General features: G+C 26.8%; 16 protein-coding genes and 1 other annotated feature. Of the genes, 13 read left to right on the top strand and 3 right to left on the bottom strand.

Annotated elements, in window-relative coordinates; genetic code table 11:
• Window positions 1-65: 65 nt before the first annotated feature.
• Window positions 66-833, bottom strand: coding sequence for an endonuclease/exonuclease/phosphatase family protein (locus HMPREF9709_RS09485; protein WP_005397390.1), 768 nt, complete (start codon window positions 831-833; stop codon window positions 66-68).
• 106 nt (window positions 834-939) lie between these two features.
• Here HMPREF9709_RS09485 and HMPREF9709_RS01845 point away from each other — a divergent pair, with 106 nt between their 5' ends.
• From HMPREF9709_RS01845 to HMPREF9709_RS01895, 11 genes are all read left to right on the top strand, one after another.
• On the top strand, window positions 940-1815 hold the full coding sequence (locus tag HMPREF9709_RS01845; RefSeq protein ID WP_005397391.1) for an ROK family protein: 876 nt from the start codon (window positions 940-942) through the stop codon (window positions 1813-1815).
• 13 nt (window positions 1816-1828) lie between these two features.
• Window positions 1829-2623, top strand: coding sequence for a bifunctional hydroxymethylpyrimidine kinase/phosphomethylpyrimidine kinase (gene thiD, locus HMPREF9709_RS01850; protein ID WP_005397392.1), 795 nt, complete (start codon window positions 1829-1831; stop codon window positions 2621-2623).
• Between the two features lie 152 nt (window positions 2624-2775).
• A complete protein-coding gene (rpmG, locus tag HMPREF9709_RS01855; protein WP_005397393.1) occupies window positions 2776-2925 on the top strand; it encodes a 50S ribosomal protein L33 in 150 nt (49 codons plus the stop codon).
• An 8-nt stretch (window positions 2926-2933) separates the two neighbouring features.
• Window positions 2934-3122, top strand: coding sequence for a preprotein translocase subunit SecE (secE, locus tag HMPREF9709_RS01860; RefSeq protein ID WP_005397394.1), 189 nt, complete (start codon window positions 2934-2936; stop codon window positions 3120-3122).
• A gap of 14 nt (window positions 3123-3136) precedes the next feature.
• Entirely contained in the window at window positions 3137-3685 is a 549-nt protein-coding gene (gene nusG, locus HMPREF9709_RS01865; RefSeq protein ID WP_005397395.1) for a transcription termination/antitermination protein NusG, read from the top strand.
• A gap of 62 nt (window positions 3686-3747) precedes the next feature.
• Entirely contained in the window at window positions 3748-4173 is a 426-nt protein-coding gene (rplK, locus tag HMPREF9709_RS01870) for a 50S ribosomal protein L11 (protein ID WP_005397397.1), read from the top strand.
• A gap of 37 nt (window positions 4174-4210) precedes the next feature.
• Window positions 4211-4909 carry a 50S ribosomal protein L1 gene (gene rplA / locus HMPREF9709_RS01875; RefSeq protein WP_005397404.1) on the top strand — a complete coding sequence of 233 codons (699 nt, stop codon included), beginning with the start codon at window positions 4211-4213 and terminating at the stop codon, window positions 4907-4909.
• Between the two features lie 486 nt (window positions 4910-5395).
• Window positions 5396-5518: a sequence feature (ribosomal protein L10 leader region), on the top strand.
• 38 nt (window positions 5519-5556) lie between these two features.
• The gene (gene rplJ, locus HMPREF9709_RS01880) at window positions 5557-6090 is read left to right on the top strand and encodes a 50S ribosomal protein L10 (RefSeq protein ID WP_005397406.1); all 534 of its coding nucleotides are present in this window, start codon (window positions 5557-5559) and stop codon (window positions 6088-6090) included.
• Window positions 6091-6105: 15 nt separating this feature from the next.
• Window positions 6106-6489 (top strand): 50S ribosomal protein L7/L12, encoded by a 384-nt coding sequence (rplL, locus tag HMPREF9709_RS01885; RefSeq protein ID WP_005397407.1) that lies wholly within the window; start codon window positions 6106-6108, stop codon window positions 6487-6489.
• A 584-nt stretch (window positions 6490-7073) separates the two neighbouring features.
• On the top strand, window positions 7074-8138 hold the full coding sequence (locus HMPREF9709_RS01890; protein WP_005397409.1) for a PTS sugar transporter subunit IIC: 1065 nt from the start codon (window positions 7074-7076) through the stop codon (window positions 8136-8138).
• A gap of 12 nt (window positions 8139-8150) precedes the next feature.
• Window positions 8151-9074: a 2-dehydropantoate 2-reductase gene (locus HMPREF9709_RS01895; protein ID WP_005397411.1), complete on the top strand. Its 924-nt coding sequence runs from the start codon at window positions 8151-8153 to the stop codon at window positions 9072-9074.
• 194 nt (window positions 9075-9268) lie between these two features.
• Here the strand turns inward: HMPREF9709_RS01895 and HMPREF9709_RS01900 are convergent, their stop codons facing one another.
• Window positions 9269-9553, bottom strand: a complete 285-nt coding sequence (locus tag HMPREF9709_RS01900; protein WP_005397413.1) for a DUF3884 family protein — start codon at window positions 9551-9553, stop codon at window positions 9269-9271.
• A 20-nt stretch (window positions 9554-9573) separates the two neighbouring features.
• Window positions 9574-11640 (bottom strand): cysteine peptidase family C39 domain-containing protein, encoded by a 2067-nt coding sequence (locus tag HMPREF9709_RS01905; protein WP_005397419.1) that lies wholly within the window; start codon window positions 11638-11640, stop codon window positions 9574-9576.
• A 104-nt stretch (window positions 11641-11744) separates the two neighbouring features.
• Between HMPREF9709_RS01905 and HMPREF9709_RS01910 the strand changes: the two genes are divergently transcribed.
• A complete protein-coding gene (locus tag HMPREF9709_RS01910) occupies window positions 11745-11930 on the top strand; it encodes a hypothetical protein (RefSeq protein ID WP_005397426.1) in 186 nt (61 codons plus the stop codon).
• A 75-nt stretch (window positions 11931-12005) separates the two neighbouring features.
• The gene (locus tag HMPREF9709_RS01915; protein ID WP_005397429.1) at window positions 12006-13244 is read left to right on the top strand and encodes a glycosyltransferase; all 1239 of its coding nucleotides are present in this window, start codon (window positions 12006-12008) and stop codon (window positions 13242-13244) included.
• Window positions 13245-14173 lie beyond the last annotated feature (929 nt).

The raw sequence follows: 14173 nt of genomic DNA on the forward strand, positions 1-14173 counted from the left end.
AATATTAAAAAAAGGAGCTATTGCAAATGAAATGTATTTTGCAGTAGCTCTTTTAGTATCTTAAATTATTTTTCAAATTCTATATAAATATGGTTATGATCAGAAGAGTAAATATCATTTTCTTTTATTCTTAAAACTTCACTTTTAGAAATATTAAATGGTGATTTTACAAAGATATAATCAATTGGCTCACCCAAAGTGACATCAGTATAATTGTGTATAGTTAAGGAGTTCTCTTTATCTTGTAGTTTATCATAACTATTTTCTAGATTTTCTTTATTTAACAATGTGTCAATATAGCCATCTGAAGGTACAGTGTTAAAATCTCCCATTAACAATACTGGAAAATTAGTCTCATCTATTATGTTTTCTATTAGATCAGAAGATTTTATTCTTGCTTCAACTCCAACATGGTCAAAATGAGTGTTGATAAATTTCAAAATTTTATCATGTGTATTTCTGTCAATCACTGTAGCGTATGAGTATATTCTTGGCAAATCTCCATCCCAAGTATTTGAATGTTTTTCATATGGTGTATCTGACAACCATAGTGTTTTCTTATCTTCAATTAAAAATTTGTCTTTCTTTACAAATACTGGATTCATCTCTGCAGTTTCACTTTCTTCTCTAAATTCTCCATAATAATAATATTTTTCAGAGAAGAAATTTACTAAATCATCTAATTGTCTTGATTTAACTTCTTGAAATCCAATAAAGTCAGGATTGATTTTATCAATCATATTCTTTAAAACGTATTTTCTATCTTTCCATTGGTATTTGTCATTTTCATTTTCATATCTAATATTTACACTTAATGCATTATACTTTGTCATAATCACTCCTATGATTTATAATTTACTTAATGATTGGTTTTAACATGCCAAATTTATTATAAGATAAATGTTTTAAAATGTTAAATACAAATAACAAGGAAAATATATGATATTAACTTTAGATATTGGAGGAACTCAAATAAAGACCGGATTAATAAATTCTGAAGGACAGTTAATTGAGAAATCCAAACATGATACAAATGTAAAAAGTGAAAACTTTAATATGCTCGATAGAATTTCTAAGATAATAAATGAAAAGATAGAGGAATATGATATTGATGGGATAGCAATTTCGACTGCAGGAGTAGTGGATTTTAACAATGGGAAAATCGTATTTGCGAATAAAAATATTCCAAACTATACTGGTACAGAAATATCAAAATACATTTATGAGAAATATGTATTGCCTTCAACTGTAGAAAATGATGTAAATTGTGCCTTACTAGGTGAACTTTCTTTAGAGAAATATTCAGAAATAAAAAGTGCAGTTATGTTTACCATCGGCACAGGTGTAGGTGGCTCAATAGCTATAAATGGAGAAATATTTAGAGGAGCGACTTTTTCTGCTGGGGAAGTTGGATATACCATTCAAAATGGTAAAAATATAGAGGATATTGCTTCTACAACTTCATTAGTAAAAAATGTAAAAGATAGAATTAAAAAAGAAGATATAAATGGTTTATGGATTTTTGAACAGGCTAAAAGGGGGGACAAAGTCTGCGTTGAAGAAATTGACAATTTGCTTGATAATATTGCAATTTTAATAAATAATGTCGTTTCTATAATTAATCCGGATGTCATTATTCTCGGTGGTGGTATAATGGAGCAAGAGGAATATATTAGACCCATATTAGAAGATAAATTAAAAAATATTTTGAAAAATGAATTGGTGAAAAATTCCTTAAAAATCGAATTTGCAAAATTAGGAAACGATGCGGGTATGATGGGCGCATATAGACAATTTAAGAAAAGATATAAATAGATAGGATGTGGAAATGAAAAAAGTATTAACAATTGCTGGAAGTGATCCTTTTGGCGGAGCAGGTATGCAAGCGGATTTGAAAACTATGACAGCTCATGCTGTATATGGTATGACTGCTATCACATTAGTTAGTTCACAAAATACATTGGGATTTTATGAGTCTCAACCAGTTAATAGTGACATGGTAAAGAAACAAATAGATGCTATTTTTTCTGATGACATACCAGATGCTACAAAAACAGGAATGTTACAAACGGTTGAGATTATAAAAGCTGTAGCAAGTAAATTAAGAGAATACAAGCCAAAAAATCTAGTGATAGATCCAGTGATGATGTCATTTAGGACAATAAAATTAATAGATGATAATGCAATAGAAACATTGATAGATGAGCTAATACCTCTTGCAGATGTGATTACTCCAAATTGGGGAGAAACAGAAATTATTTCAAATATGAAGATAAATAACGAAGAGGATATGATAAAAGCTGCAAAAATTATTTTTGAAAAATATAATTGTGCGGTATATACAAAAACAACACTTCAAGGTAACAATGCCAATGACTTGTTATATACAAAAGATGGATATTATTGGATTGAAGGTGAAAAGCTAAAGAATACAAATGTTAGAGGAACAGGTTGTACACTATCAAGTGCTTTGGCTAGCAATTTAGCAAAGGGAATGGATCTTTTATCCGCATCAAAAGCGGCGAAAAGATATGTGACAAATGCATTGAAAAATGATCCTAAGATCGGAAAGGGTGAAAAAGGACCTATAAATCATTCATACAAAATAGAAGGTAACTATTAAGAGTGATTTTTGTGGTATAATTTATATAGTTAATATAAAGTAACATATTTTCTATTTAAGTCAAGTATTTGCTTGACTTTTAAATATTTTTAATATAAAATATATCGATGTATCAGAGTTACCGTCTGATAATATAACGTAGGAGGTAAAATATGAGAGATAAGGTAAAACTTGCATGTTCAGAATGTAAACAAAGAAACTACGATACTAAGAAAAACAAGAAAAATACTACAGACAGAATTGAATTGAGAAAATTCTGTAAGTTCTGTAATAAACATACAGTTCATAAAGAAACTAAATAGGAGAAATCATGAGTGCAGAAAAAAATAAATCAGGATTCCTAAAAGGTATCAGAACTGAGTTTAGTAAAATTACTTGGCCAAAAGCTAAGGAAATTATGAATTCAACATTAGTAGTATTAGTTTCCATAGCTGTATTTTCAGTAGTTATTAAATTATTAGATACACTTTATGGATTCTTATTATCATTCACAGTTTGATTAAGGAGTAATTAATGAACAACGAAAATATTGAAAAAGCGAATTGGTATGTTGTTCATACTTATTCAGGTTATGAGAACAAAGTAAAAGAAAAAATTGAAAACATGATAGAGAACGAAAAAGCAGAAAATTTATTTGATGTTAAAGTTCCTATGGAAGAGTACGAAGAAACAAAAGGCGGGAAAAAAGTCTTAAAAGAAAGAAAAATTTTCCCTGGATATGTACTAATTAAGATGATTGTTGACACTAGAAATTGGTATTTAATTAGAAATACTAATGGTGTTACAGGATTTATAGGACCAGATGGTGAACCTGTGCCTTTAACTGAAAGAGAAATTAAAGAATTTGGTATTGAAGGTAAAGAACCAGTACAAGTAAAAGCTCCGGTTGTAGACATAGATGTTTCAATAGGAGATACTGTAGAAATTGCAGACGGTCCATTCTTAGGATTCAATGGTAGAGTTGAAGAAGTTAATCAAGAAAAACAAATCCTTAAAGTAATTATTGATATTCTAGGCAGAGATACTGCTGCAGAAATACCATTTACAGATATTAAACAATAGTCTTTATTTAGTGGGAGGAAGAAAACCGCCAAAACCACATTTAGTTATTTAGGAGGAATATAATGGCTAAAAAAGTACAATCAATAGTAAAATTACAAATACCAGCTGCTAAGGCAACTCCTGCACCACCAGTAGGTACAGCTTTAGGACCAACAGGTATAAATATTATGGAGTTTACAAAGGCATTCAACGCTAAGACACAAGAGCAAGCTGGGTTAATTATCCCTGTAGTGATCACAATTTATGCAGATAGATCATTTACATTTATTACAAAGACACCACCAGCACCTGTTTTAATTAAAAAAGCATTAGGTTTAGATAAAGCATCAGGCGTTCCAAACAAAGAAAAAGTTGGAAAGTTAACAAAAGCTCAAGTTAGAGAAATTGCAGAAACAAAGATGCCAGACTTAAATGCAGCATCAATTGAAGCAGCAGAAGCAATGATTGCTGGTACAGCTAGATCAATGGGGATTACAGTAGAAGAATAGTGGGAGGAGAATTCCGTTAAACCACAAGGAGGGAAAAATGCCAAAAGTAGGAAAGAGATATAAAGAAGTTGCAAATTTAGTAGATAAAGAAAATCTATACGAACTTTCAGAAGCTGTTTCTTTAGTAAAGAAAGCAGCAACAGCTAAATTTGATGAAACAGTAGAATTACATTTAAAATTGGGTGTTGACTCAAGACACGCAGATCAACAAGTTAGAAACACAGTAGTATTACCAAATGGTACTGGTAAAGATGTTAGAGTTGCAGTATTTGCAAAAGGTGAAAAAGTAAATGAAGCTTTAGAAGCTGGTGCAGATTTTGCAGGTGAAGATTTAATCGCAAAAATCCAAAATGAAGGATGGTTAGATTTTGACGTAGCTATCGCAACACCAGACATGATGGGACAAATTGGTAGAGTAGCTAGAATCTTAGGACCAAGAGGTTTAATGCCAAATCCTAAAACTGGTACAGTTACTTTAGAACTTGAAAAAGCTATTAAAGAAGCAAAATCAGGTAAAGTAGAATACAGAACAGACAAACAAAATATTGTTCACGTTGCAGTAGGTAAAGCAAGCTTTACAGAAGAAGCTTTAAAAGAAAACTTAGAAACTTTAATCAGAGCAATTGTAAAAGATAAACCAGCATCATCAAAAGGTAGATTCTTAAGATCAGTAACATTGACAAGTACAATGGGACCTGGAATTAAGTTGAATACTGCGAGATTAATGGAATTATAATTTTGTATTTTTAATTTTTGCACGCATATCCAAGAAAATTATTTCGGTGAATTGACGGAAATCTGCGGAACTCGCTCGCTTTGCGAGCTTCAGACAGTCCTCGATTTCCTAATTCACACTCATAATTTTCTTAGATATAACAGCGTGCATTAAAAATTAAAAATAAAAATTATAATATCAAAGAGAATGAAGAAGAGAGGAACTCGCCTAACGGCTCAGACAGTCCTCGATTTCCTAATTCACACTTATAATTTTCTTTAATGTATCGGCGTGAATTAAATTCAAAAATGAGAAATTACAATAGCAATGTGGATGAAGAAGAAAGGAACTCGCCTAACGGCTCAGACAGTCCTCGATTTCCTAATTCACACTCATAATTTTCTTAGATATAACAGCGTGCATTAAAAATTAAAAATAAAAATTACAATAGCCAATATTATTAAAATTTAAATTTGCATTTAAGTTTTATCTATGGTATAGTATACAAGTAAATTAAATAGGCTACCAAAGACTATAGGTGGATTTTCCTTAATTTCCTATATAGGAGCAATAATTAGATTATTAACTCTCCTTATGTCTTTTTACATATGGAGATTTTTTTAATATATTTATTCTTTAAGTAGCCAAAGAAACTTTGGAGGTGAAAAGTGAGTCAATCAGCATTATCATTAAAACAACAAGTGGTAAGCGAGATTAAAGATGCTATTCAAAACTCTAAATCTGTTTCAATCGTAGAATATCGTGGACTAACAGTATCTGAAATTTCTGATTTGAGAAACAAATATAGAGCTGAAGGAGTTAGCTATAAAGTATACAAAAATACAATGGTTAAAATAGCTCTAGAAGAATTAGGATATGACGGATTTGAAGAATACTTATCAGGACCAAACGGTTTTGTATTTAGTAACGAAGATATGGTTGCAGGACCAAGAGTAACTGCAAATTTTGCTAAGGAAAATGAAAAATTAGTAATTAAAGCAGGTTTACTTGATGGAAAGGTACTAAATCCAGACGAAGTTAAAGCATTAGCTAAGTTACCATCAAGAGAAGTATTAGTAGCACAAGTATTAGGTACATTAAATGCACCTATCGCAGGCCTAGCAAATGTATTGCAAGGTACAATTAGAAAAGTAGTATATGCATTAAATGCAGTAAAAGAAAAACAAGAGCAAGAAGCTTAATTATTGGAGGATAAAATGTCAGAAAACGTAACAAAATTAGTAGAAGCAGTAAAAGAATTAACAGTTTTAGAATTATCAGAATTAGTTAAAGCATTAGAAGAAGAATTTGGTGTTTCAGCAGCAGCTCCAGCAGCAGTAGCAGTAGCTGGTCCAGCAGCAGGTGGAGACGCTCCAGCAGCAGCTGAACAAACAGAATTCGACGTTATCTTAGAATCAGCTGGTTCAGGTAAAATCAACGTAATCAAAGTAGTTAAAGAAGCTACAGGTTTAGGATTAAAAGAAGCTAAAGCATTAGTAGACGAAGCTCCAAAACCAGTTAAAGAAAAAGTATCAAAAGACGAAGCAGAAGCATTAAAAGCTAAATTAGAAGAAGCTGGCGCAACTGTAGAAGTTAAATAATTTAATTTACACATAAAACGTTGAGGAAAGACTTTCTATATTTATATAGTTAGTCTTTTTTACTTGGTATTTTAGTTTTTTCTATTTTACCAAGTATTTTTTTTTGCTTAAATTACTTGGTTTTTTGTAATATATTTAAATTACCAAGTAAAAATCTCTGTTGGTTTACTTGGTGATTTACGAATATAAGATTTACCAAGTAAAATTTTTGAAGTATGTTTAAAAAATTACTTTGTAAAAACAATATTTTGAAAATATCAAGTAAATATGATGATTTTTTTACTTGGTAAAAATGATTATTTCAAATAACCAAGTAATTAAGTTAAATTTACTACTTGGTTAAATAGTTATTTTAAAATTACCAAGTAAATAGAACAAATATTAACATTTGTTACTGATATTTATTTAAAAAATATTATTATAAATTTTATGAGTAAAATTTGTAATATTTTAGCTTGATGATATAGCTTGAATATCGCTATCACATAAAAAAAACTTAGTATTAGATAGCAAATATGGGTATAATAGTAATGTGTTGAAATTAGAAATGACAATTTATTTAGTTTCAATTCAGGAGGGTAATTATGACAGAAACAAAAAACAAAGAAACAGTCTCTTCATTTATTTTGAAGATTCTTAATGGTACAACAATAGCTATTGTTGTAGCCTTAATACCAAATGCGATTTTAGCTACATTTTTGAAGCCAATTGCTTCAAATGAAATTGCTGCTAACTTTTTGCATATAGTACAAATTTTTCAATTTTTCACACCGATAATGGCAGGATTTTTAATTGCAATGCAATTTAAGTTTAATCCAATCCAATCAGCTTGTGTAGGTGGGGCAGCATATATAGGATCTGGTGCATGGAAATTTGTTGAAGTAGCCATGTCAGGAGAAACAAAAAATATTTTCCAATTAGCTGGTATTGGTGATGTTATCAATACAATGCTTACTGCAGCATTAGCTGTTTTATTAGTACAATGGATTGGAAATAAATTAGGTTCATTGAACTTAGTATTTTTACCAATTATCGTTGGTACTGGTGTTGGTTTTATAGGAACTTTAACATTACCATATGTTTCAATGATCACATCTGTGATTGGACAAGGTATTAACTCATTCACAACTCTTCAACCAATATTGATGAGTATATTAATTGCTATTTCATTTTCTATTATCATTATTAGTCCAATATCTACTGTAGCAATAGGACTTGCGATAGGTTTAGATGGTCTTGCTTCTGCTTCAGCAGGTATGGGAGTAGCTGCAGCAGCTGCATTCCTTGTTTGGGCAACAATGAGAAGAAATGGTGCCGGTGTACCAATTGCAATTGGTTTAGGTGCTATGAAAATGATGATGCCAAACTTTTTAACAAATCCAATAATCGGTTTACCTGTTGCTATTACAGCAGCAATTAGTGCTATAAGCATTCCAATTATAGGAATGGTTGGTACTCCAGCTTCAGCAGGATTTGGACTTGTAGGACTTGTTTCACCACTTGCAGCATTAAATGGTGGTGGTATAAATGTATTTACAATGATTCTTACATGGATAGTAATTCCATTTGGTGTAGGTTTTATTGTAAACAAAGTTATGTGCGACGTTCTACATGTATATGATGATGAAATATTTGTGTTTAAAGGATAAAAGGAGAAGAATATGTTAACTTATATTGCAGGATCAGGTGCTATGGGATGTAGATTTGGTTATCAACTACACAATAAAGGAAACGAAGTTATTTTGCTAGATATGTGGGAAGATCACATCAATGCTATTAAAGAAAACGGATTAAATATTGTTGGAGATAAAGAAGATAATGTTAAAATCGAAATAATGAAGCCATCAGAAGCAGAAAGAAAAGCAGATTTTATCATCTTATTTACTAAAGCAATGCAATTGCCAACTATGTTAGAAAGCATCAAACCAATAATTAAAGAAGATACAAAAGTATTATGTTTATTAAATGGTTTAGGTCACGAAGATGTTATGAAACAATACTTACCAGAAAAAAATATCCTTTTAGGAGTTACAGTATGGACAGCTGGATTGAAAAAACCTGGTGAAGTTTTATTAACAGGAACAGGATCAGTTAACTTACAATCAATTGATAAATCTGGTAAAGAAGAAGCTCTAGAAATTGTTGACATGATGAATGAAGCAGGCTTAAATGTAACTTATGATGAAGATGTACTTCCATCAATTTGGAGAAAAGCTTGTGTAAATGGGACAATGAACTCAACATGTGCATTACAAGATTGTACAATTGGTGAATTCTTTGCAAGTGAAGAAGCTAAAAGCGTAGTTAAAACAATTATCTCAGAATTTGTAACTGTAGGTAAAGCTTTAGGTGTTAAATTAAATGAAGAAGAAATAGTAGACTATGTATTTAAGACAAGTGTCGCAGCAGCAGAACACTATCCTTCAATGCACCAAGACTTAATTCAAAACCACAGATTAACTGAAATAGACTTTATTAATGGTGCTGTAGCTAGAAAAGGTAAAGAACTAGGAATAGACACACCATATTGCCAAATGATTACAGATTTAATTCACTCTAAAGAACAAATTTTAGGAATTAAATAATCATTTAAGTAGATTTACAAAAAAATAAAATTAATATACAATTTTTGTATTAGGAATAAAATAATACAAATATAGAACTGTTGTGAAATAATATAGAAATAGTTTCACAACAGTTCTTTTTATATTAAATAATTCAAATTTTTAGGTGTAATAATCAAATTAGAAATATAATATTTATTATATTAAAAAGTTTTTTAATACTTTAAAATAAATGGGTAATATTTTTCTTCAATTTTGAAATATTCTTTTTTTATTTTAGTTAATTTTATAAATTGTTCTAGAAAATCATTTTTATTTGTAATTGAACTTGTGCATATCCATAAGTTGTCGTTTTTTACAATCCAGGTACCTATAGAATTAATCTCGGGTATAAATTCCTTAAATTTATATCTTCTATCTTTATTAAATTCAATTATATAACCTTTGTGGTATACAGTCTTAAATAATTTTCTATAAAAATTTTTAATTGGTTTTATCATATTTGTTCCTCCTTTATTTTTTATTGTTTTATATAATAAATATTATCACATTCATTAGCTAACTTTATATCATGAGTTAAGAAAATTTGTATTTTAGGTAAACTCATTAAATATAAAATAACTTTTTTCTTAGTTTGTTCATCTAATCCATTTGTAATTTCGTCAAAAATAGTCACATCGTGTAGTTGTATTGTAGCGCGTAAAATTTTTATAAGTTGTCTTTGTCCTAATGAGAGTATATTATCTTCAGAATTTAATGTGGTATTATAACCTTTTTCTAGATTTTGAATTCTGTCGTGCAAACCAATTTGAATACTTTTTTCAATTATTTTATTAATTGGAATATTTCTTCCTAAAGTTATATTATCAATAATTGTCCCCGAAAAGATATTTTCTTTATCATTAATAAAAATTATTTTATTATCAATACCTTGGTAATTAACAATTGGTTTATTATTGATCTTAATATTTTTATTGAGTTTTTCTGGGTAGTAGTTTGCTAAAACTTTTCCAAAGGTTGTTTTTCCACATCCATTAGATCCCATGACAGCCAATTTCTCATTTCTATTTATATTTAAATTCAAATTATTTAACACATTATTAATATTATCATAGGAAAAACAAAAATTTTCGAGGTCTATATTTTCTATAGTATACTTATGATATATAACTTCTTTAGCATTGTTGGTTTTTATTGATAATACTATATCTATTAATTTATTATAAGATATTTTTCCATTCTCTATAATTGATTGAAGAGTCACCAAATCTAATAAAGGATTATAAATATTGGAAACAATAGAGTTATAAGTCAATAATACACCTAAGTTTATTTTTTTGTTAATGATTAAAAATACTCCTAATGAAAATAATAGTATATTAAATAACATTATTAAGAAAGTTTTTATGTTTCTTTGAAAAGAATCAAAAATTAAAATCTTTTCGTAGCTTTTATATTTATCTTCATTTTTATTACTTAATTTTTTAGATATATAATTATTATATTGATAGTTCTTAATAATATGTATATTTTCTAAATATTCCACAATATATTTATTATAAATTTCAAGTTTTTCATAATAGTTTTTAATTTTATTTTTATAAAATTCCTTGGAATAATATATTATACATAATAATATTATTGTTAATAATATTATTAAAATGCTTAAATATTTATTTAGTAATATTAGCAAAATTATTGTAGTAGAAACATTTAATAGATTAAATGGTAATTTTAGAACCATTAATAGGAGTAGTTCTCTTAGGTTTGATAAATTATTTAAATTTGTTAAGATGTCGGCTTTATTGTAAACATCAATTAAACCATGATTTTTTATTATAAGATTCTGGTTTATTAAATTGATTAACTTTTTATCAATATGATTATTTAACTTTATTGAAAGCACAGCATATTTATGTCTTATTATACTTTGTACAAAAACTAGAGAGATAAAAAATAACATTGAGGATACAAGTAATCTAATATTATCCTTATATATTAATTTATCAAAATATTCTGTATACATTTTCGCAAAAATTATTCCTAAAATAAATAAAATAATCTCTAACCCCCATAAAATAGAAGTATATATTTTACTCTCTCTATCAACTAGTTTTAAAATATTTGTAAGATAACTATGTTTTTTTGAAATTTTTTTAGGAAAACTATCTAAAATTATTTGTAAAAAATATTTAGACATAGTTTTGATAATTGTATCCGTTTTAATTTTTTTTACTTTGTTATACAATGGGTCACCTATAATTAACATATCTTTTTTACTGTCATACTCAAATAAAACAACAAAGTGAGCATCTTTTTCTGTTTTGGTCTGTATGATTATTGGATAGTTAAATAAATTAAAAATTTCTGTCGAAATTTCATTTAATTTATAAACTTCTGTTTCTATATTAAAATATTTAAAAACATGTATCATTGATAAAAAGCTAGTGCCTGCTTTATCAGTTCCAAGTAAATAATTTAAATGAGAAAGGGAAGTATCTATGTTGTAATAGTTTTCAAGTATCATTGCAACAGTAGAAGCACCACAATCATAATTATTAAGCTGTTGTATTACTTTATATTTCATAATTTATCCTTTTACTAAATATTTGACAATACTTTTTATATATTTTATTATAATAATATATTGAAACGTTTTCAATATAAAAAAAATAAAGAAAGGAGAATAAAATGTACAAAAACTTTTGTAAAAAGATGACTTCAAAAGAATTAGAAGTAATTGAAAAAGGAAAAGGTAAAAATGATAAGTACTGCAAATGGGCTTGGCTAGCATGTTTGAATGATACTGCTATGAGCTGGGCGGGTACTTCTGATCCTGCTTCTACATGTGAATACATGAAGAAAGTTTGTAATTAATTAAAAATAAATGTAAAAAATTGTTGACTTATGAATGTTAACAATTTTTTACATTTATTTTATTTGGAGAAAAAAATGAAATTAAATAAACATTATATAAGTAATTCAATTTTAGAAAATTATAATATCTCTATACCAAATTATACAAGAGAAAAAATGAATATAAAAAAATTCGATGAATTATTTCAAGAAAATATAAAATTAAAAAAAACACCTACACTGTCCGTTGTATATATTGTTAAAAATGAAGAAAATACTATACAAAAAAGTATTAATAGTATTATTAGTATTGCTGATGAAATTATTATATTAGATACTGGTTCAACAGATAATACTGTAAGTGTAATAAATAATATGAATAACGACAATATAAAACTGTATTTTTCTAAGTGGAAAGATGATTTTTCTTATGCTAGAAATTTAGCAAATAGTTATGCGACATCAGATTGGATTTTAACTATGGATAGTGATGAAATATTTGAACAAAGTGATATTTCATTTAAGAAAACATTATACGAACTACAGAAAATTGTAAAGTATAAAGAGTTTGTATATAATCTAATAATAGATTCAAATTCTAATACTTTTACATCTGGCAGATTAAAATATAATAATACAGAATTAAGATATCAAGGAAAAGTTCATGAATCTTATTTTATTAATGGTGAGTTTCCTTTATATATAAATTTAAATTTTAAAATAAAATCCAAGAATCGAATGAATAAACAAAAAAGAATGTATTACAACAAATTACTTAAAGAAACAATTTCATCAATTAGTAATAATATCAGATGGAAATATATATATATTAGAGATAATATCCAAGATTTTTCTTTTAAAGATTTAGAGAAATACATTACTAATATAATTATTGTTGATCCAAAGAAATTTATAGACAGAGATAATTTAGTAGATACCCCATATACTTCTGATATTTTTCTAACCTTAATTTTTAAGGCTATTATATCTAATGAAAAAAAAGTTGCGGATAGATATATAAAATTATATTCAAAAATTTATAAGTATAATTGTGACATATTTTATTTAGATTATTCTTTAAAATTAAATAATATAATAGAAGATTTAAATGATCTTCTAACAAGTTTTATGCAGAAGTATGCTAGTATTGAAGATGATTTATCATTATTTAATGTTAAAGATATTGATACAATTCTTATCCTTTTGTTAATACATAATGGATATATAGATGAAGCTAGGGAGATGCTCAAAGACTTTCAAAAAAAATATCCGAATTTATCATTATATAAATCTAACATAATAAAACTAATTTTGTCTTCAAATATTCAGTCATAATAGTATGAAATATAAAATAAAAGAAATTTAGTATAATCAAATTATTATTGTATTCATTAAAATTATATAAAAATGCATCTAGCATTTTTCATTTTAAAATCAATAAAAGCGCATGTAAAGAGATAAAAATATATTGCTATTCAATATATTTTTGAATAGCAATATTATAATAGTTATGAAGACTATCAATGTTAAATAACTTTAATATTTGTAAAGTTTTTGTGAAGTAATCCTTATAATAATTATTTTTTAATTTATAGTAACAAACTCCTAAAATATAATAAAATTTGTAGATCTTATTATATTGATTATTTTTTTCAATTAATTTAATATTTTCATTGCACAATGTAAGAGCTTCTGAAATTTGATCAGAATTTATATAGATTATACATAAGCTATAATTAATTAGTAATTTACTTTCTAGACTTATATAATTTAAATCAATAAGATTCATTAGTATAGTATTGCATTTATTATTCTTTTGCTGAAAATAAAATGTGAGGGAAAGATTTATTAATATCCTTATTTCTATTTCAGTATATAAAAAATTGCTAAGATTATAAATGTCGAAATTTGGATTAGTTGTTTTTATTGATGAAATAAATTAGTTATTTGATTTATTATATTCTTTTTCCAACAATAAAATACAACCATAAGCAAATAATAATAATTGTTCTGTATATATTCCATAAAAAGAGTCGTAATTATAATCAAAATATTTTAATGGTGTATTTTGTATTTTATTGACAATTTTTTTCAATTTATATAAATCTTTTTTATCAATTAGAGATATTATTTCTTCTTTTAGTTTGATGTATTTATTATAGTTAATATCATTAATTTTTAAATATAATTCAATAAGATTAATTTGATATAAGTTAGATAAATATATCAATATATGAGCAGTAATGTTTGAACTTCCATTTTCT

The organism is Helcococcus kunzii ATCC 51366 (assembly GCF_000245755.1).
Classification (GTDB): Bacteria; Bacillota; Clostridia; order Tissierellales; family Peptoniphilaceae; genus Helcococcus; species Helcococcus kunzii.